Origin of the sequence: Weissella sagaensis (assembly GCF_010306265.1) — a bacterium.
Classification (GTDB): Bacteria; Bacillota; Bacilli; order Lactobacillales; family Lactobacillaceae; genus Weissella; species Weissella sagaensis.
Window position 1 is genome coordinate 463,705 of record NZ_BLKA01000001.1, and the last position, 20,595, is coordinate 484,299.

General features: G+C 35.5%; 19 protein-coding genes and 1 pseudogene. 9 read left to right on the forward strand and 11 right to left on the reverse strand.

Going from position 1 to position 20,595, the window contains the following annotated elements:
• Positions 1 to 21: 21 nt before the first annotated feature.
• The 3 genes from G7Y65_RS02375 to G7Y65_RS02385 form a co-directional block, all read right to left on the reverse strand.
• Positions 22 to 627, reverse strand: coding sequence for a sugar O-acetyltransferase (locus G7Y65_RS02375; RefSeq protein WP_042492246.1), 606 nt, complete (start codon positions 625 to 627; stop codon positions 22 to 24).
• 151 nt (positions 628 to 778) lie between these two features.
• Positions 779 to 1,876 (reverse strand): SLC13 family permease, encoded by a 1,098-nt coding sequence (locus G7Y65_RS02380; RefSeq protein ID WP_042492249.1) that lies wholly within the window; start codon positions 1,874 to 1,876, stop codon positions 779 to 781.
• Positions 1,869 to 2,051 carry a hypothetical protein gene (locus G7Y65_RS02385; protein ID WP_042492251.1) on the reverse strand — a complete coding sequence of 61 codons (183 nt, stop codon included), beginning with the start codon at positions 2,049 to 2,051 and terminating at the stop codon, positions 1,869 to 1,871. Before G7Y65_RS02385 ends, G7Y65_RS02380 begins: the two co-directional genes overlap by 8 nt.
• Before the next feature lie 446 nt (positions 2,052 to 2,497).
• On the opposite strand from G7Y65_RS02385, the gene G7Y65_RS02390 reads away from it, so the two are divergent.
• Positions 2,498 to 4,096: an APC family permease gene (locus tag G7Y65_RS02390; protein WP_042492254.1), complete on the forward strand. Its 1,599-nt coding sequence runs from the start codon at positions 2,498 to 2,500 to the stop codon at positions 4,094 to 4,096.
• Positions 4,097 to 4,197: 101 nt separating this feature from the next.
• On the opposite strand, the gene G7Y65_RS02395 is transcribed toward G7Y65_RS02390, so the two are convergent.
• Positions 4,198 to 4,794, reverse strand: coding sequence for a TVP38/TMEM64 family protein (locus G7Y65_RS02395; RefSeq protein WP_052348378.1), 597 nt, complete (start codon positions 4,792 to 4,794; stop codon positions 4,198 to 4,200).
• Positions 4,795 to 4,933: 139 nt separating this feature from the next.
• On the opposite strand from G7Y65_RS02395, the gene G7Y65_RS02400 reads away from it, so the two are divergent.
• From G7Y65_RS02400 to G7Y65_RS02410, 3 genes are all read left to right on the forward strand, one after another.
• Positions 4,934 to 5,896 carry a 2-hydroxyacid dehydrogenase family protein gene (locus G7Y65_RS02400; RefSeq protein ID WP_137600344.1) on the forward strand — a complete coding sequence of 321 codons (963 nt, stop codon included), beginning with the start codon at positions 4,934 to 4,936 and terminating at the stop codon, positions 5,894 to 5,896.
• 220 nt (positions 5,897 to 6,116) lie between these two features.
• Complete coding sequence (locus G7Y65_RS02405; RefSeq protein WP_042492260.1) at positions 6,117 to 7,265, forward strand: aminotransferase class I/II-fold pyridoxal phosphate-dependent enzyme; 1,149 nt, start codon at positions 6,117 to 6,119, stop codon at positions 7,263 to 7,265.
• A 15-nt stretch (positions 7,266 to 7,280) separates the two neighbouring features.
• A complete protein-coding gene (locus G7Y65_RS02410) occupies positions 7,281 to 8,276 on the forward strand; it encodes a D-2-hydroxyacid dehydrogenase (protein ID WP_206222673.1) in 996 nt (331 codons plus the stop codon).
• Positions 8,277 to 8,496: 220 nt separating this feature from the next.
• On the opposite strand, the gene G7Y65_RS02415 is transcribed toward G7Y65_RS02410, so the two are convergent.
• Complete coding sequence (locus G7Y65_RS02415) at positions 8,497 to 9,804, reverse strand: NCS2 family permease (RefSeq protein ID WP_137600343.1); 1,308 nt, start codon at positions 9,802 to 9,804, stop codon at positions 8,497 to 8,499.
• Positions 9,805 to 10,067: 263 nt separating this feature from the next.
• Here G7Y65_RS02415 and G7Y65_RS02420 point away from each other — a divergent pair, with 263 nt between their 5' ends.
• Positions 10,068 to 10,751 carry a DUF6198 family protein gene (locus G7Y65_RS02420; RefSeq protein WP_137600342.1) on the forward strand — a complete coding sequence of 228 codons (684 nt, stop codon included), beginning with the start codon at positions 10,068 to 10,070 and terminating at the stop codon, positions 10,749 to 10,751.
• Positions 10,752 to 10,807: 56 nt separating this feature from the next.
• Here the strand turns inward: G7Y65_RS02420 and G7Y65_RS02425 are convergent, their stop codons facing one another.
• Genes G7Y65_RS02425 through G7Y65_RS02435 form a run of 3 tightly spaced genes read right to left on the reverse strand, consistent with a single transcriptional unit; the run spans position 10,808 to position 12,609 of the window.
• On the reverse strand, positions 10,808 to 11,521 hold the full coding sequence (locus tag G7Y65_RS02425) for a hypothetical protein (RefSeq protein WP_042492268.1): 714 nt from the start codon (positions 11,519 to 11,521) through the stop codon (positions 10,808 to 10,810).
• Positions 11,521 to 12,228 (reverse strand): ABC transporter ATP-binding protein, encoded by a 708-nt coding sequence (locus G7Y65_RS02430; RefSeq protein WP_042492270.1) that lies wholly within the window; start codon positions 12,226 to 12,228, stop codon positions 11,521 to 11,523. The genes G7Y65_RS02425 and G7Y65_RS02430 overlap by 1 nt, the downstream gene beginning before the upstream one ends.
• 9 nt (positions 12,229 to 12,237) lie before the next feature.
• Complete coding sequence (locus G7Y65_RS02435) at positions 12,238 to 12,609, reverse strand: GntR family transcriptional regulator (protein ID WP_042492271.1); 372 nt, start codon at positions 12,607 to 12,609, stop codon at positions 12,238 to 12,240.
• 127 nt (positions 12,610 to 12,736) lie between these two features.
• Between G7Y65_RS02435 and G7Y65_RS02440 the strand changes: the two genes are divergently transcribed.
• Entirely contained in the window at positions 12,737 to 13,435 is a 699-nt protein-coding gene (locus tag G7Y65_RS02440) for a ribonuclease H1 domain-containing protein (RefSeq protein ID WP_042492274.1), read from the forward strand.
• A 231-nt stretch (positions 13,436 to 13,666) separates the two neighbouring features.
• On the opposite strand, the gene G7Y65_RS02445 is transcribed toward G7Y65_RS02440, so the two are convergent.
• Positions 13,667 to 14,485 (reverse strand): Cof-type HAD-IIB family hydrolase, encoded by an 819-nt coding sequence (locus G7Y65_RS02445; RefSeq protein ID WP_042492276.1) that lies wholly within the window; start codon positions 14,483 to 14,485, stop codon positions 13,667 to 13,669.
• Between the two features lie 37 nt (positions 14,486 to 14,522).
• A complete protein-coding gene (locus G7Y65_RS02450) occupies positions 14,523 to 15,866 on the reverse strand; it encodes a TrkH family potassium uptake protein (RefSeq protein ID WP_042492277.1) in 1,344 nt (447 codons plus the stop codon).
• Between the two features lie 735 nt (positions 15,867 to 16,601).
• Here G7Y65_RS02450 and rlmH point away from each other — a divergent pair.
• Positions 16,602 to 17,081 carry a 23S rRNA (pseudouridine(1915)-N(3))-methyltransferase RlmH gene (rlmH, locus tag G7Y65_RS02455; RefSeq protein ID WP_042492279.1) on the forward strand — a complete coding sequence of 160 codons (480 nt, stop codon included), beginning with the start codon at positions 16,602 to 16,604 and terminating at the stop codon, positions 17,079 to 17,081.
• A gap of 440 nt (positions 17,082 to 17,521) precedes the next feature.
• The gene (locus tag G7Y65_RS02460) at positions 17,522 to 18,391 is read left to right on the forward strand and encodes a formate/nitrite transporter family protein (RefSeq protein ID WP_081839282.1); all 870 of its coding nucleotides are present in this window, start codon (positions 17,522 to 17,524) and stop codon (positions 18,389 to 18,391) included.
• A gap of 96 nt (positions 18,392 to 18,487) precedes the next feature.
• Here the strand turns inward: G7Y65_RS02460 and G7Y65_RS02465 are convergent, their stop codons facing one another.
• Entirely contained in the window at positions 18,488 to 18,625 is a 138-nt protein-coding gene (locus G7Y65_RS02465; protein ID WP_155982497.1) for a hypothetical protein, read from the reverse strand.
• A gap of 201 nt (positions 18,626 to 18,826) precedes the next feature.
• Between G7Y65_RS02465 and G7Y65_RS02470 the strand changes: the two are divergent.
• Positions 18,827 to 20,581 (forward strand): annotated as a pseudogene (locus G7Y65_RS02470) (thiamine pyrophosphate-binding protein).
• Positions 20,582 to 20,595 lie beyond the last annotated feature (14 nt).

Consider the following 20,595-nt stretch of genomic DNA (forward strand, 5'->3'; position numbering starts at 1 on the left):
CTTTCATACTCCAACACTTTATCATTCATAACGAATTGGTTTAGCAGGATTACCTGCAACAACCGTATTGCTAGGTATATCATGCGTTACAACGCTTCCAGCACCAACAACGACATTATCGCCAATCGTCACTCCTGGTAAAACAATTACCGAGCCACCAAACCAACAATCATCGCCAATTGTAATTGGCAAATCATACTGCCAACCAGCCCGACGCAACACTTTATTTCGTGGATGATGATTAGGGGTGTACAACTGTGTATTTGGTCCTAAGAAGCAATTCTTTCCAATTGTAACTTTACCAGCGCTTAAAATAGTAAAATTTAAATTGATAAAGGTTCCCTCACCAATATACAAATTATTCGGGTGTTCAATATTAGTTATCGGAAAATAAAACTCAACATCATTGGCTATATTAGGTGCTAACGCATGTATTTGGCGCAACGCCTCTTGCGTGTCAGTAACAGCTATCTGATTAATTCGTTGAATCGCTTGTGTACTTGCCTTAACAATCGCTTGTATCTGCGGTTCTTTGGCATATTGATACCAATCGCCATCAGCTACCTTTGCAAATATATCCTTCTTTGCCAAAGTTTCAATATCGGGTTCATCTAATTTTTTCTGCATTTCTTTCTCCGACTCATTAAAAAGCCAAAATCTCCCCCTAATTATACCTGTTTTATCCTCAATTTAATAGCAGTAATCAGTGACCATTATGCTTTTTTGCATATAAAAAAGGATTTGATATACCCATCAAATCCTTAAACTGTTTTATTAACTAAATGCCGAATAATACTAATAGTACGACAGCCATAACAAAATTTAAAACCATAAACAATCGCAAAAAAGCAGCTGATGAATCAGGTTCAATTTGGCGATAAACACGGTAACCAATTAAGTTAGCCATCGATGCAATCATCGTTCCCAAACCACCAATATTTGTTCCTAAGAATAATTCGTGTGCATGATCTGTAAATGTTGAAATCAAAATTGTTGACGGTACATTTGAAATGACTTGACTCAACAAAAAACTTCCAAACAACACATGCGACGGTGTATCAAATAGTGAACTAACTAAATCCTGTACGATATGTATGTTTGCTAAATTATTTGTGGCAACAAAGAAGAAAAAGAATGTTGTTAATAAGCCATAATCAACCATTGTAAATATTTTATGATTATAAATAAAGAATATAACTAACATGATTGGAACCACAATATTAAATGGTAACCAACCAAAAATTGTTACAATCAAGATAACGCCAGTAATAATCAAAAACGTCATTGAACGACTTTCAATACGTTCTGCTGGTTGTAAATTAATTGATAACGGTGTTGATTTAATAAATCTTGTAATAATAAACATCAAAATTAATGATGCAACTGTCAGTGCGCCTGACCATTTAAAAAATTCACCAACACTAACACCATAGTGTCCAAATAAGTATAAGTTTTGCGACTTACCAAATGGGAACAAAATCGCTCCTGAATTGGCAGCCATAATAATTAAAGTCGACCCAATGATCTTTAATTGATTAGATAATTCAGATGCTAAACGTAAATAAATTGGCATCAGCGTTAAGATTGCAATATCATTTGACAATAACATCGCACCAAAAAATGATAATAGCGTCACACTTGTCATTAACGCTCGTGTATGATGACTTCTACTAACTAACCAGACGGATACAGCATGTAACACACCTGCATTTTCTAGTAAGCTTACCCAGATCATCATCGTCATTAAACTAAAAATGGTGTGCCAGTTAACAGCACCGAAGTCTGGTACCACAAAAAAAGACGTTATCACCGCCAATGACATACTAACAGTAAACATGATGTCACTTTTGAGGTACGTAAAAATACGATTAATCATGCAGTTTCTTCTCTTCCTCAATTGCCTTACCGTTAGCATTTGCTAGCCTAATTATTTCATACGATTTAGCTGCCATTAAAGATGTTATACCAGCTGATAATGTCATAGCTGGAATTAAGAGTACGGCTAACTTTGATGTTGTGATTGCCTCATCAAGACGTTTTTTAAAAATCACGGCTGTTCTCCTTAATCAGATTCCCAAAAAAATAATACAGACACAAGTTATATTATCGAAAAATATAGACTAATACGCAACAAAATTCTCGTAACATAAGGTCAATTAATCATTAAAATTCAGCCATATTATTTACAAAATTCAAATACTCTTAACATTTAATCGTTTAAAGTTCGATATATAGCGAACTTTTGTAACATGCATTAATTAATTCGTTAACAATTCGCTTGTAATAATCTTTACAATCAATTTGCATTTTATTTATGACGTATCCTCAAAATATATATCATGAACACACTATTTTTTTCAAACGCTTTCACACGTTAATCAATAAACAAGTATTCGTTACGTATTTATTTTAAAGATAAAACCATGTAGTATTTTTCGGAATTTGGTATTATTTCATAAATTTGTTATAATAGTGGCTATTATCAGAAGGAGGACTTATGAAGTCAAAGAAAACAAAAAAGATTGGCTTATTTCAACTTGTCATGCTGACTCTTGGATCATTAATTGGTTCAGGTTGGCTATTTGGATCTTGGGAGGCAACCCGTGTTGCTGGACCAGCCGCAATCATTTCATGGGTAATTGGTGGTTTAGTTATCGCTTCAATCGCCTATAACTATATTGAGTTAGGAACAATGTTTCCTGAAGCTGGGGGTATGAGCCGTTATGCGCAATACTCACACGGACCTTTACTAGGCTTCATCTCTTCCTGGTCAAACTGGGTATCTTTGATTGCATTAATCCCAATCGAAGCTGTTGCAGCTGTTCAATATATGAGTTCATGGCCTTGGTCATGGGCTAATTGGACAAACCAATTTTTTAGTAACGGTGAAATTACAACATCAGGGCTATGGCTCGTTTTTGCTTTTATGTTTGTATTTACCCTAATTAATTTTTGGTCAGTTACATTATTAACACGCTTCACTAATTTTATTTCAATTTTTAAAATTGGTATTCCGGCCATTACGATTATCATGTTGACACTTTCAAGTTTTCATCCTGGTAACTATGGCCACTCAATACATGAATTCATGCCCTATGGCTCTGCGCCTATTTTCTCAGCAACGGCAACAGCAGGAATTATTTTCTCATTTAACGCCTTTCAAACTGTGATTAACATGGGAAGTGAGATTAAAGATACTAAGAAAAATGTCAAACGCGGTATTTTCTTATCACTATTAATCAGTGGTGTTATTTACGTTCTTATTCAAAGTGCATTTATTACTGCTATTGATCCAGCAACCTTAGCAAAATATGGTTGGCATGGTATTAACTTCAGTTCACCATTTGCTGATTTGGCTATTCTATTAGGTATTCATTGGTTATCTGTTTTACTATACTTAGATGCCTTTGTCTCACCCGTTGGAACTGGTGTCTCTTTTGCCGCCTCTACTGGTCGTGTCCTATTCGCTATGGAAAGCAATAAACACATCCCCAGCTTTTTAGGTAAACTTAGTGGTAAATTCCATATGCCACATGCTGCGATGTTAACAAACCTTGTGATTAGTATGCTAATGGTTTCTGTGTTCCGTTCTTGGTCAACACTTGCAACTGTTGTCTGTGCTTCAACATTAATTGCTTACTTAACTGGACCAGTTACAACCGTTGCTTTTAGACGCTTAGCACCTGATTTCAAACGGCCTATTAAATTACGTTTCTTATCAATTATGGCGCCACTTGCTTTCGTATTAGCTTCATTAGCTATTTACTGGTCAATGTGGCCAACCACAGTGGAAGTTATTCTTGTCATCATGTTAGGTCTACCAATCTACTTTTATTATGAATATAAAGCCGAGCACAACGATACCCTTAAAGCGTTTAAATCAGCTTTGTGGTTGATTGTTTACTTAATCTTTATTTCAATCATTTCATTTATTGGTAGTCATGAATTTAACGGCATTAACTGGATTCATTATCCTTGGGACTTTGTTGTCATTATTATCATCTCATTAATTTTCTATTACTGGGGTGTCAAAAGTGCCAAAGTATTCCCAGATTATTACCAAGCTGAAAAGTTAAATAAAACAGTAAAAGAATAAACAAATATTTTTAATATAAATAAGCCACCAATCTACCAAATTAAAATGGTTAGGTTGGTGGCTTATTTGTCTCTATAAGTAACTTAGATGCCGTCTATCTTTTAACTACCTAGTATTCTCAACAACCAATCTGCACCGTACAACATCCCCAAACTATAAATAAAGATTGACAATGGTTTACCCAACAATAAAATCATGATAAATTCTCGCCAGGTCATTTTAGTTAAACTTGTAAGGAGTACCAAAGCATCATCTGGTGCTACTGGTGAAAAAATTAGTAACGCAAATGTCCAATGCCATCCCTTTGAATCCAGACGGCCAATGTATTTATTTAACGTATCCTCACTGACGAAAACATCAATGATACGACGACCATAACGTCGTCCTAACCAAAATAAAATCATTGATCCCAGGACAATCCCTACATAATTATATATAAATCCTAACCAAGGCCCAAACATCACAACCCCTGCAGCTAGTGAAACACCACCTGGTAAAATAGGTACCACAACTTGAATGATTTGCACAAAAATAAATATAATGGGCGCCCAGATACCATACTTTTTCAAAACATTAATCAAAGTATTTGTATCGTTAAACATCCCAATTTGATATAAACGAACAATTAACCAACCTAATAAAATCAGCATAATCACTGATAATATTTTTATTAAGAGTCGTATATAACGTTTGTTCATGTTATCCCCCAAATGTATTTTAAAAGTCATTGTATCTAAATATTACTAAAAAATCCAGAAAACTAACAGTTAACTTATTTGAAGTTTCTGGTAAATAACGAGATAATGTAAGCGTAACCAAAACACAAAGGAGACTATCATGAGTAAGGTTTATTTATCAGCAAAGTTGCCTAAAGTTGCCACACAAAAATTAATTGATGCTGGTTTTGAAGTTACTGTATATGACGGTACAAAACTCATTTCACACGAGACACTATTACAAAATGTTGAAGATATTGATTTTTTGATCACACCACTTTCTACTAAGGTTGACCGTGATATCATCGACGCTGCACCCAAACTAAAATTAATTGCTAATTTTGGGGCTGGTTTTAACAACATTGATACAGCTTACGCTAAAGAAAAAGGAATCGTTGTCACCAACACACCAAAAGTATCGACTAATGCTGTTGCTGAAGTCGCAATCGGCCTTATTTTATCACTGAGCCATCGTATTGTTGAAGGCGACAAAAAAATGCGGCGTGAAGGTTTTCCAGGTTGGGCACCTTTGTACTTTTTAGGCAATGAAATCGCTGGGAAAACCTTGGGAATTGTTGGCCTAGGAAATATTGGCCGTGATATTGCTCGTAAGGCAAATGCTTTGGGGATGCATGTTCAATATTACAAGCGCAATCCACTATCTGATCCCGAAGAACGCTCAGAAAAAGTTACTTATGCACCCTTAAATACATTAATAGCAACAAGTGATTTTATTGTCATTAGTGCGCCACAAACTGATGAAAATTATCATCAATTTGCGATGAGTGCTTTCAAAGCAATGAAGTCGACAGCTGCTATTATTAATGTTGGTCGTGGTCCAATTATTGATGAAACTGCTTTATTAGAAGCACTTAACAATGATGAAATTGCTGGTGCTGCTTTAGACGTTTACGAAAACGAGCCAGACGTAAATGATGGTTTGAAGTTATTAAAGAACGTCATCTTAACACCCCATATTGGCAATGCTACCGTGGAAGCTCGTGATGCAATGGCCAAAATTGTAGCCGACAACGTTATTTTGGTTGAACAAGAAGAAGTCGCTAACTTTATTGTAAATCCTTAACGCACACTAATTTAACGATTTATTTATCTTAATGATAATAAAAAACCACTAACGCAAACTGAAGTGTACCCCGAAAGTTAAAGTAAAAACTTAACTCTCGGGGTATTTTTATGATTTTTCAAATAAATCACGATAAACCACACCATATAACATTATCTGTACATCAGTCATAATACATGTATAATAACATTAAAATAAAATGAGAAAGCAAGGTGTTCATATGCCACGTAGTCTAGCTAATTTATTTAGTAAACCATCCGAAAATATTATGTCAGAAATTGGCAAAACAGCTGCCCTAATGACAAATGTCATTGATTTATCAATCGGGGATCCCGATATGGTAACTGCTACCCCAATACTAACTGCTGCTAAAGATAGTTTAACCGCAGGTAATACGCATTACTCAGCTAGTGATGGTGACATCGAATATTTGCAAGCCATTGTTGACTTTTATCAAGAAAAATTTGATTTGTCTTACAAAAAAGAAAATGTTCGCGCTACAGTTGGGGCCGGACATGCAACCTTTTTAGCTTTTGGTGCCATTATTAATCCCGAGGATGAGGTCATCATTTTTGAGCCCTACTTTTCACCTTATAAAACCCAAGTAGAGGCTAACGGCGGTAGAGCAATCATCGTTACTTGTGAGGCTAAAAACGGCTTCCAGCCAACTAAAGAGGCCATTACAGCGGCAATTAGCGATAAAACAAAAGCAATTTTAGTCAACACGCCTAATAACCCGACTGGTGCTGTTTATGATCAGGAATTACTTCAAACACTTGCTAATCTTGCTAAAGAGCATGATTTTTATTTGATTGCTGACGAAGTTTACTGGCCATTTGTTTATGGTGATCATGAATTTACCCCGCTTGAAAAGCTGGCTCCAAACCACACCTTAGTCACAGGGTCATTATCTAAAGTTTTCGCTATGACTGGTTTTCGCATTGGCTACCTAGCCGGTCCTGCTAATGTCATTGCCGCCGCTGGTTTATTAAATGAAGGCATTACATTTTCGGCACCTAGTATTTCACAAACAGCCGGTACTTATGCTTTAAATCACATTGATGATTTTACACCTGCCCTTAAAGAAGAATTTGGTAACCGCCTCAATTACGTTGCTGCTGCTTTAAATAAATTACCATGGCTAAAGATATTACCTGTTGCCGGTAGTATTTACCTCTTTGCTGATATTTCAGCCAGTGGCATGGATGATGTAACCTTCAGTAACTACTTACTAGAACAAGTAGGTGTCTTAGTTATTCCTGGACGGGCATTTGGAGATGCTGGTCGTGGTTATATTCGCATCGCTGTTACACAAGATATGACAACATTAGAAGCAGCAGTCCGTGCTTTTGAAAAACTAACTTTTTAATTAGAGGAAATGCTAATGATCAAAATTTTAATGTATAACATCATGGATGATGAAAAAATTGTCGTTACCGAATGGCTAAAGCATCATCATGATGTCCAAATTGATTGGAATACTGTCACCCTTAATCCTGATACGGTTGATTTAGCTAACGGATATGACGGTATTTCAACTGAGCAAGACAATCTTATTGATGATCCAATCGTATATGAAAAATTGCATGAATTTGGAATTAAACAAATCACACTTCGCATTACTGGCTACGACACTATTAATTTACCGTTAGCAACTCAAAATAATCTAAAAGTCACCAACGTCCCTGCATATTCACCACGTTCAGTCTCTGAAATGGTCTTAGCCCAAACCATGTGGTTATTACGCAACTTGCACACGACGCAACAACGTGTGCAAAATCATGATTTCACCTGGGATGGTCTTCAATCTCGTGAAATACACGATTTAACCGTTGGTATTATCGGTGCTGGTAAAATCGGTAGTGAAGTCGCTCGCATTTTTAAAGCGCTTGGTGCGACCGTACTTGCTGCTGACCCTATTCATCGGCCTGAACTAAACAGCGTTTTAACCTATGTTGATCATGAAACAATCTTCAAAACTGCTGATATCATTACAACACATACACCATTACTTGATAGTACTTATCACCTATTTGATGCAGCTGTTTTTCAACAGATGAAACCTAGCACTATTTTTATCAATGCTTCACGAGGCAGTGTTGTTGATACACCTGCATTAATTACTGCTCTAGAGAATCACACGATTGCTGCCGCTGGATTAGATACAATTGAAGGTGAAGCAGATATTTTCAGTAATGATTTTTCAACTACTGATTTTAATAATGCCTATTTGAAAACTATCATGGCCTTACCTAATGCCATTATGACACCACATATTGGTTTTTACACAGATAATGCCATTCGCAATATGGTCGAAATTTCATTACACGACATGCTCACAATCATTGCCGGAAAAACTAGTGAACATGAATTAAATTAGTCATCTGATAGCTTCTATTAGTCATGATTCAAATTACCTTGTATAATGTACTTATTGATAAGAAAGACTATTCTACGTATTAACCACTAAACGGTCGCACTACCCGTTTAGTGGCTTTTTTAATAAATGAGATACGACATGCATTAAAAACACTATAAAAAAACGATAGGCATCTTCTAAAAAGACACCTATCGTTTTTTTAATGTTTCACATGAAACTATTATCCATTTGTTTGTAGAATAATAACAAACAAAATAAATAGCAAACCTAATCCGTACATAATTGGATGAACTTTTTTAGCACGACCCGTAACGATCATCAACAATGGATAAACAATAAATCCAAGCGCAATACCATCAGAAATTGAGTATGATAATGGCATACCAATAATCGTTAAGAATGATGCAGCAGCAATTGGGAAATCATCCCAATTGATTGCCTTAAAGTTACTTGCCATTAACACACCAACAATAATCAAAGCGGCTGCTGTAACATTAGATGTCACAACAACCAATAATGGTGAGAAGAATAACGATAATAGCAAGAACAATCCAGTAAATACTGAAGTTAGTCCGGTACGACCACCAATTGCAATTCCAGTAGATGACTCAACAAATGCTGTAGTTGGTGACGTTCCTAGTAGAGAACCACCCAACATACCAATTGCATCGGCCATCAAGGCTTTACCGGCACGTGGTAACTCATTGTTAACTAAGAAACCACCTGAACGGGCAATTCCAATCAATGAACCAGCTGTGTCAAAGAAAGCAACTAACAAAAATGTTAAGATAACTGGCACCATTTCCCAGGTAAACACATCTTTCAAGCCAAAGATTGCTTGACCAAAGGTTGGAGATAAGCTTGGTACACTAGCAACTAGTGATGAAGGCAATGGAATCAAACCAGTGAACAAGCCAATAATTGACGTTGCCACCATACCAATAAAGATAGCGCCTGGAACTTTTCGAGCATATAGTGCAAAAGTAATTAACACACCAACAATGGTTAGCAATACTTTTGGATCACTCCAGTCACCCCAACCAATAATTGTTGATTTATTAGCAGAAATAATACCACCATCAACCAAACCAATCATGGCAATGAACAAACCAATACCACCTGCAATCGCAGCTTTCAAATCAGCCGGAATCGCATTAATGATAATCTCGCGGATTTTAAAGACTGTTAAGATCCAAAAAATCACACCAGCCACAAACACACCAGCTAACGCAGTTTGCCATTTAACACCCATACCGATAACAACACTATAAGCAAAAAAAGCGTTAATACCTAGGCCAGGCGCAATCGCAAATGGATACTTTGCGACAACACCCATAAAGACAGTTGCAATAGCACCAATTAGTCCTGTTGCAACAAAGACGGCATTCTTGTCCATCCCCGCTGCGCCAAGAACTGAAGGGTTAACGAATAAAATATAAGCCATTGATAGAAACGTTGTTAAACCAGCAAGTAACTCTGTTTTAACAGATGTTCCAGATTCAGAAAGCTTGAAATAACGTTCAAACATGAAATCAGACCCCTTAATACATAATTCAATTTTTAAACAACTTTCCTATTGTAGTATAATTAACCATTAAAAATCAAAGTTTATCTTATTTTTTTCGTAAACGGCTTATTTTTCCTGACAAAAAACGAACTTTAATTCATTTTTCACGAACATTGAGTCATTGGCTGTCATTAGTTAAATAATTCTCTTCAAATCCAACAGTCAGTCTTAGTAAAGTTTGTTAGAATGAAAAAGAGAACGTATTTAACATTTAGGGGTATTTTATGTATAACAATCATGGCCAACTAAGAAAATTATCTTCAGCAGAGCTTAGTATTTATTTTATTGCAGGTTTAGTTTTTAATGCTTTTGGTAACGGGATTACCGTTGCAACTAACATGGGATCAGCACCTTGGACTGCATCTGCAGCTAATCTTGCTAATGTTACTGGTATATCAATCAGTATTTTTTTATTTATTTACGGTGTTATCGCCACCGTTGTTACTTGTGCATTACAACGCGCAATTGATTGGCCCCATATTTTCGGTAACCTATTATTTTTAATCGCTTTTAGTAGCGTTATTGGTATCGTTTCAACACAATTTTCTTCATTACAGCATTTACCACTGGTATGGCGTATTATTATTGACTTCATTGGTATTATATTCATTGCCATGGGGGTTTCCATAACCCAACGTCTGCAGTTTATTTTGCATCCAATGGATGATTTAACTAATCTTACTCGTTTTATGTTTTTCAAGGGTAATGCTGCCATCTCACAAACTTTCAATTTCTCATTTCCAATGGTTATTTCACTGATTGTCTGGTTAGCTTCTGGAGAAATTGTGGCATTAAATATTGGTACCCTCTTTTCATTTTTCTTCCAAGGATTATTTGTTGGCTATGCTGATCGCTTTATTTTTAGTCATTTAGATCATAAATTAACACACATTGGTACAGTTAATTAAATTACACAAAAAAACATCTCACTAAGTCACATTTTGCTCAGTGAGATGTTTTTTCATTATTTTGCTTCATTATGATATCTTAACAAGTACCAAATTAATCCTAGCATACCAATATCAGCAATAATATCTGTAATCCAGCTATCAGGTAACCATGATAACCCATAGCCCAAAATAAAAATCATTAAAATCAGGCCGAATATTTTTGCACGTTGTTGCCATTTATCACCGACAAAACCCATTAACCAATTATTCGTTACAACGGCTAAATTCACAAATAAATATAAAAAGATTAACCCATCAAAAAATTGACCGACATGATACAGCGTAACAGAGGTTAAAACGTCCATAATATTGTCATGATAGTCTGAATTCATCAACCATTCCAATCCTAAAAAGACAATTCCAGTAACCATCATGGCAAACACATTCACAATAAACCGACCAACCAAGTTCCAAATCATTAATTGATCAATACGTGCTGGTAGCAAAACATATTTTGATTTATTCCATGATTTAGAAGATGAAATAAACATACGCACACCCAAAACTAAAACAATTAAAAATGCTAAAAGGCCTTCAAAGACGATAACACGATCTTTAAATGCGGCAATACCGCCACCATCATTTATTAACGTATTATGCGGTACAAAAGGTAATAATTGCCAAATAATAATTAGTATTGCGACCACTGCACCAATTCCAGTAATGAATAGTACATGATTCATTGAATCTTTAGCGAAGATTTTAAAGAGACGTGTATTTTTTAACATTATTCACGCCCTCCATTATCCTCAATATAAAGTTGCGTATAGTATTGTTCTAACGACAAGCCTTCTGTTTGACGAATATTTTCAACAGATTGGTAGGCCAATAAACGGCCATCTTTTAGGATAAGCGCATCATCAACTAAACTTTCAATTTCTTGGATATAATGTGTTGACACCAATACCGTCGCATCTTCTGGAAGCCAGTGTAACAATGACTGCATAATCTTTTTGCGGGCTAATACATCAACACCCCCAAAAGGTTCATCTAACAAATAAACTGAGGTGTCTCGTGAAATAGTCAAGGCAATCAGTAATTTTTCAATCATTCCAGTAGATAATTTAGCAATCCGCCGACTACGATCAATACGCATAAATTTAATCAATTCTTCCATACGGTCTTCATTAAAATCTGGATATCCCATTTTAAAATAAGCCACAACGTCACTGACACGATCATAATTATTAGTCCAACTCAATGTTGAAACATATGACAATTTCGACTTAATCGTTGCACCCATAACACCATCAATCATAATGTCTGAATGTGGATTGGGTTCAATCAAGCCTGCAATTAACCGCATTAACGTTGTTTTTCCAACGCCATTTTCACCCAATAAAGCCACTGTGCGGTTCTCTGGAATAGTAAAGCTTAATCCTCGTAGTATAACATGCCGGCTTTTTGTATAATGTAAATTATTAACCTGTAACATTATGCCTCCCTATGGTTGTGTTTCTTCATATTTAGCGATAGCATGAGCCACTAGTTCAGGTATTTCATTAACTTGCGCAACGTGTATCACATTATCAATATATTGTTTGGTCATATCAATTTTTTTATCTGCTTTTATGATGCTAATTTTCGTTGGATCTTCAGTAACAAAATTACCTTGACCGCGCTTCGTAACAACTAAGCCATTTTCAACTAATTGGTTAATCGCATTTTGCACAGTTCGCGTACTAACAATTAATGTTACAGCTAAATCACGTACCCCTGGTATTTTACGACCAGCTTGATACGTGCCTTCCATAATTTGTTGTTCTAGCCAAGTTGCAACTTGTAAATAAATCGGTTGATTCGAACTAAATTCCATGTTAGCTCCTTTCAGTGTTGCACTGTTATACTACACTAAAACAATATTAACTGTCAACTTGGCAGTATACCAAAAAATACGTTATGATTAAGTCATAAAATTCATGATTAAGGATAGCTGATTTACTATGAAAACTTACGCCATTGTTGGTAATCAATACGAAGGTCTTTACACAAAACCTTGGTCACAAGTCCAAGCTTATACACGCACAAAACCTGCACCAAAATTTAAGGGGTTCGCGACCAAAGCTGAAGCACAAACTTGGTTTGATGCGCAAATAGCTGTTCAAAATGATCAATCACGTCAGTACACAACTGCGTATAATGGTCAGTTTAAAGCCGACCCTCATCAATATTATATTTTCACCGATGGTGGTAGCCGTAATACTGGTAACGTAGCTGGTGGTCATGTCAAAGCTAGTGATAAAGCTGGTTGGGCAATTGCTATTTACCACGGTTCTAACCTAACTGATCCGATTTTCACCGACAGTGGCGCCTATTTTGGACGCACAAATAATGAAATGGAAATTTTAGCCCTGATTAATGCGCTTTTACAGGCAGGTAAAGTTTCAGATCCCATTACGATTGTCAGTGATTCAAAATATGTATTAGATAGTGCCACAAATTGGATGTATAACTGGGCAGATAATAATTGGCGCAAAAGCTCTGGTGAAATTGCTAATCTAGATGCTTGGCAACAGATTTATGCGTTAATACCACCGCTTGCAACACGTTTATCTTTCATTTGGGTAAAAGGTCATGCTACAAGTCACGGTAACATTACTGTTGATCAACTATTAAACGACGCTATGGATAACTTATCATAAACTACCAGCCAGCTAGGCTGGCTTTTTTTATACTTAATTGTGAATTATTTCACTATAAATATCAAGGAAAATTTATCTACATTTTAAAAGGGGAAACAAAATATTAACACATTTAATTTTCAATCGAACTTTTTCTCCAACCACCTCATTACATCGTGTATATTTATACATTTTATGCAATTAAAAAGCCAACCTTGTTTTAACAACAAAGCTGGCTTTTTACAAAATTATTTAAATTAACGTATCAATCGTTTTCAATACACCATCATGATTATTATCATCAACAGCTAACGGATAAAGGGCTTTTAGCGTTTCATCACCATTAATCATTGCAAATGGGCGTGCTGCAGTGGCTAACATTTCGGCATCATTTAAGCCATCACCAAATGCAGCCAAATTTTCATTTAATTTAAACCCATAATGACTAGCTAACACCTGCAAACCATTCGCTTTATTAATCTTAGGGGCTACGATATCAACTGAACCATATCCAGATGTTGTCACATGGCCACGATCGTCCAAAGTTAAGCGCGCTGCATCAATAAATTCTTGCATTTTATTTTCTTCATACGTAATCGTTACTTTTAAAATTGCCTCATTAATTTGATCCACCGAATCAATTAATTTTAAATTCGGATAAAATTTAGCTATTTTAGCTTTGTGTGCTAGATTAATACGTGCTTGTGATTTCAACATATAAGGTTGTGTTATCCCCGTAAAAACTGCGCCATGTATCGGTTGGAAAGGTAGTGCGTTAACAACTTCCATAATGACAGCAACATCTTTTACATGTAGCCCAACCATTTGAATAATTTCTCCAGCAGCCGTTCGGACAACTGCGCCGTTATCGGCAACTAAATCATATTGACCCGCAAAGGACTTAAATATTGGATCCACTGATGCAACATCACGACCACTTGCAACTACAAAATGACCATTTTGTGCCAATAATCGATTTAAAATAGCCGTAAAATGTGTTTTATGATAATGCTTTTTATCATTTAAAAACGTGCTATCTAAGTCTGACGCAATCATTTTAATTTCTGTCATACTTTAAACTCCCATCATTTACATCTTTTTCTTTATTCTAGCCAATAATGACTTCTTCAGTCGGGTATTGGAATTTACGTGGCTTGTCACGAATATTCATGACAGAAAACATAACTGTATACAAACCAACACGACCGATAAACATGACAATCATAATCACAACTTTTCCAAATTCTGTCAGATGAGGAGTTAGCCCCAAAGAAAAACCAGTCGTTGAAAATGCTGAGATTACTTCAAAAACAATGTATTCTAAACCTTGTCCTTTCGGTATTGTTTCAGTAATCGTTAACAACAATGAAACAACTGCCACAAAAACAATTGAGATAACCGCTAACATCATCGCCTTAATCACAATTTTTTGACTAAAACGTCGGCCGCCAAAGTTCACTTGCTCTTGACCACGTAACGCCGCCATTGACTGCATCCATAAGATACCTAGTGTTGTCGTTTTAATACCACCAGATGTCGATCCTGGCGTTCCACCAACAAACATTAAAAAGGTAATAATCATAATTCCCGCAGCAGATAAATTAGATAGCGGTATGACCTCTAATCCAGCGGTTCTTGGTACAACTGCTAAAAACAAACTATCCACGATACGATTACCAAAAGAGGTGGTCGTCATAAGTGGTGCTAAAATTTTTTCAGTAATAAGGAATAGAACAAAACTGATACCTATCAACCAACCAGACACGTGAATGGCAACTTTAGTATGTAAGCTGACGCGTCGTTGTTTGTAAAACAATAACAGATCACGCCAAACTAAGAAACCAAGCGATCCAGCTGTAATCAGCAACATCCAAATAATCAAAATATACGGATCATTTTGTAAGAAAGAGACTGGTTTATCAAAAAATGTAAAACCAGCATTTCCAAATGATGAAATCGATGAAGCCACACTGAGATAAATACCTTTGGTCAGACCAAAGCGTGGTATAAAATCAGGTAGCATCAAAAATGCGCCAATTAATTGAATAATGGCTGACAATGAAAACACATATGATAACACACTTTTAACATCAGCTAAATTTCTAAGATTTAAGGCCTGCTGCGCCATTAAACGGGCTTTCAAATCCAAACGTTGGCCGGTAAGCGCAAATAACAACACTGCAAACGTCATAAATCCTAAAGCACCAATCTCTATCATAATAAGCAAGATAATCTGACCAAATAATGACCAAGTCGTCGCAGTATTAACAACCGTTAATCCCGTTATGGCCGTAGCTGAAACTGCCGTAAATAATGCATTCATAAAGTTAACATGTACACCTGGTTGTTGTGATATCGGCATCCTTAATACAAAAGCACCAACAAATATAATAACCAAAAATCCCAGCGTTAAAATCTGTGGTGGCGTTAATTTGCTAAATATTTTTTTCATAATTAAGTATCTCCCAACATATTTACATTATACAGGAGGAACACAAAAGTTTTTCACAGATTTTTGTGGACAAATGGAGGAAAAGTCCACGTATTCCACCGTCATCTGTGGATAACCTGTTAATAACTTACGTTTTTTCCAAAGAAAACCTTGTTAAATCAACCAATACCTCAATGTGGATAACCTGTTTAAAAGAAGCAAATAAAGCAAAACACTATTAAATTAGGGTTTTAACTTAAAATTAGGTTAAACCTTATTAAATTTTAGGCTTTTAATAAAATTTACCATACTTTTTCAAAAATAATATGTGTTTAAATCGTTTTACTATTATTAAATCAACTAAAAAAGGGGAGATAAATTGCTAAAATCGAATATTTTTCTTTTAAACAAGTTATATATTTTGTTAATAAATCACAAATATGAAATCTAGTCTGTGCATAACTTTTTATAACTATTCTTATATTAGGGAAAATTCATTTAATGTAGCGTTTACAAATACTGTTATGATAACTTTTTAAAAGTTATGCACAGACATAACACACAACTGTGTATAAATAGGTAAAAATGTTAACGTAAACCTTTAAAAGGTCTGATATAATAATGTTTATAGTTGTTTTAAAACCTGTTAGTAACTTGTGGATAACCTTATTTTTAATATGATTTTCGCTATTTATCCACATTTAAACAAATAAATTTTAAAAATCAATTATTTTTTATAGAAAGGCGAACAAACAAATGAACATAAAAATTATTGGCGTTGGTAAGCTAAAAGAAAAATATTTAAAGGATGGCATAGCTGAATATACTAAGAGATTGCATAAATTTGCAAAAGTATCCATTATTGAAGTACCAGATGAAAAAGCACCTGAACAACTTTCGCAAGCGCAAATGGACCAAGTCATGGGTAAAGAAGGCGAACGCATTCTAAGTAAAATTAAAGATAAAGAATATGTGTTTGCACTAGCTATCAAAGGAGCTGAACGTTCTAGTGAAGAACTTGCTGCTGAAATTGAACATTTAACCGTTCAAGGAAAATCAGATTTAACATTTATCATTGGTGGTTCTTTAGGATTATCACCTGAAGTTTTAAAGCGTGCCAATACGCAAATTAGTTTTGGACGTTTTACTTTGCCACATCAATTGATGCGTCTTGTCTTAACTGAACAAATCTATCGAGGATTTATGATTAACGCCCACACACCATATCATAAATAAATCTATGATCCATGCCAGCATACCGATAATTATACCGGTATGCTTTTTTATACTATTTTTCTTCACAATGTTCACAGAATATTTCTTGAATTACGGCATATAACAGCGTAATGTAAGTTCGTCGACGAAGATGTATACCATTACATCTTTTATTTTTATGTTCATAAAATGATGTTATGAGTGAGTACATTACAATTTTAAATACATCAGAAATTCTTTATTAAGCTCGATAACTTTGGAAAAAAGGTTTGTATAATCACGGCATAATCCGGTATGGGCTAGATTTCCCGTCTTTTTTAATTAAATAACTTTTACCAAATAAAGAGCAGCTGTAACATCTACGCAAGTTACAAACTACTATAAAGAATATCTATTATTTAACATGCTATGTTTCTCAATAAACCCTGAAATTCAAAAATTGCTAGAAAAGAGAAAATAACATGGATATACCTCAAACAAGAGATAACACTGTGAAACCACCTGTCGCTGATACCATCCATAAGCAGGAGTCTTCCGTTAAAAAATCACCACTATTTAGCAAAATAGATGCTGCTTTAATGAACAAGGTCGCTTTGTTTCAAACAAGTTATGCACGTTACGCTGCGCGGGCAATGCTGGCAACCTTGTTTTTAACTTTAGGAACGGCTGCCGCATTCGGAACAGCTCTACAAGCTGAAAAGATCTTACCCGGTTCTGGTAAATTTACCTTTGCTTTTATGTTTAGTTGGTCATTGGTTATGATTATCTTCATGGGAGCCGAACTAGGAACATCCGACATGATGTTTGTGACTGTTGGGGTCTACCGTAAAAAAATTAATTTTTCAACCGCCGTTAAGGTTTTAGGAACAACATTATTATTTAATTTAATTGGGGGAATTTTATTTGCTTATCTTATTTCATTGACCGGACCGTTCCAAGATTTACCAACAAATAATTACCTATTTGATGGTATTGCGAGTAAACTAAGTAAACCCTCATTGCAAATTTTTGTCGAAGCCATTTTTGCTAACATTATCGTTAATACAGCCTTATTTATGAACTTACGAATGAAAGATGATGCTGGTAAAGTGATGGCTATTATTTTTATCATCTTCATCTTTGCATTCTTAGGATATGAACATGTTATTGCTAATTTCCCAGCATTCTCACTAGCTTTCTTCGCCTCACATGGCACAATTGCTGGTATGACTCTTGGAAGCGTGCTACACAACTTATTCTTTGCCTTAATTGGTAATTATGTAGGTGGTGCGTTAATCATTGGCATGACTTATGCTTGGATGAACAAGACTAAGACAGATTATGTTGATTAACAAATAAAACAATCGATATTTAAAAGGCAAATAAATGTAATTTTTATATTTTAAAAACGACAGTAAATATTTACTGTCGTTTTTGTATACGTATACCTATTCTTCAAAAAATAAATTGTCATCAATCACGACAATTGTTTTCTCTCGCACACCCATTTGATTGTCGTACAATAAATCCATTAATTCTTCACTGATAATATCATTCGTTGTTCTGATTTCAACCCATACATCCATATACTGTGACACAGTGTAAAAGTTTACAAATAAAACAGAAACAAAATCCCGAATTTACTCCAAAAATATAAAACAGTCCTTTAACTTACAAAAAGTAAGTGATATACTAATCATTGTTCACAAGTTGAACAAATATCAATTAATAAAAACAAAAGAACGATTTTATACCGCTCCGTTTAATGTGAAAAGAGGTATCTATTCATGGCAAATATGACAGCAGGACAAGCATTAGCAAAGGTATTAGAAAAATGGGACGTAGATCACGTCTATGGTATTACGGCTGATTCTGTTAACAATATGGTTGACGGTCTATATCAAGAACGTGAAAACATTAAATATATTCAAGTGCGACACGAAGAAATTGGGGCTTTAGCTGCTTCAGCAGATTCAAAGTTAACAGGTACAATTGGCGTAGCATTTGGATCAGCTGGTCCAGGTTCCGTTCATCTATTGAATGGATTATATGATGCCAAAATGGATCATACGCCCGTATTAGCATTAGTTGGTCAATCTGCTACGGGGGTAATGAACACTAATTTCTTCCAAGAAATGAACCAAGACCCAATCTTTGCTGACGTGGCAACTTTCCATAAGCAAGTTGTCAGTGCAGAACAGATTCCTCAAGTAGTTGATGAAGCAATTCGATCAGCATACGCAACGCGTTCAGTTTCAGTTGTTATCTTGCCTGATGATTTATCGGGTCAAAAAATTGACTATACAGAGCGTCAAACCAAGCCTTATAAGCAGCATCAACTAGACTTAGCTATGTCATCTGCAGATGTGAACCAAGTGACTTCGGCTATTAAAAACGCTAAACGTCCTATTATGTGGCTTGGTAAAGGAGCACAAGGGGCTCGTGAGTAAGCAATTGCGGTCGCTGAAAAGTTTGGTCTACCAGTCCTATCAACTGCTCCAGCAACTGGTATTTTCCCAACAGATCATCCTTATTACATGGGGGCTCGTGGTCGTCTTGGGACTAAATCAGCGTTTGAAGTCAGTCAAACAAGTGATTTGATTCTATTCGTTGGAACCAACTATCCATTCGCTCGTTTCATGCCACAAGATAAAACATTTATCCAAGTAAACAACAATTTAGCTGACTTAGGTAAGCAATTTGATGCGAATATCACAGTCCTAGCTGATGCCAAGCGTTTCTTATCTGAATTAGCTAACACTAATTATCAAGCAGAAACGACGCCTTTCTTAGCAGCTGCTAAGCAGGATCGTCACCTTTGGCTAGATTGGTTAGACAAACTAGCTAAAGATGATAAAAACGGTTTACGGGCTGAAGGTGTCTTACAAGCAATTAAAGAAAATGCTTCAGATGACGCTATCTTTGGTCTTGATGTTGGTAATAATACGGAGTGGTCAATTCGTCAATTACCACTTAATAAGGGACAAAAATTTACGATGTCTGCATGGTACGGAACCATGGGATTCGGGCTACCAGCAGGTCTAGCTGGTAAATTAAGTTTCCCAGACAAACAAGTTTGGTCAATTTCAGGAGATGGTGGTTACGCTATGGTTATGCCTGATTTACTAACTGAAGTGAAGTATAATTTGCCTGTTATTAATGTTGTCTTAGAAAATCGTGCCTTTGGTTACATTGCACATGAAAAAATTCAAGCTAACCAAGCACCTTATGGTATTGATTTATTAGGTGCAAATTGGGGTGAGATGGCTAATAACATGGGGGCAATTGGCTTTACTGTTACTAATTTAACTGAATTACACGAAGCGATGACTCAGATTAATGAACTCCAAGCACATGGTAATACCAAACCAATCGTCTTGGATGCTAAAATCCAAAATATTGATCCTATTGATACTAGCTTTATGCCACTTGAAACAAGCACTTTTGGTGAAGACATGGTCAATAATTATCGTGAAACATATGACTTACCAGTTGATGGACAACCCGCATTTAGTGACATTTTAAAAGACTTTGAAGCATAATTATCTATTAATTA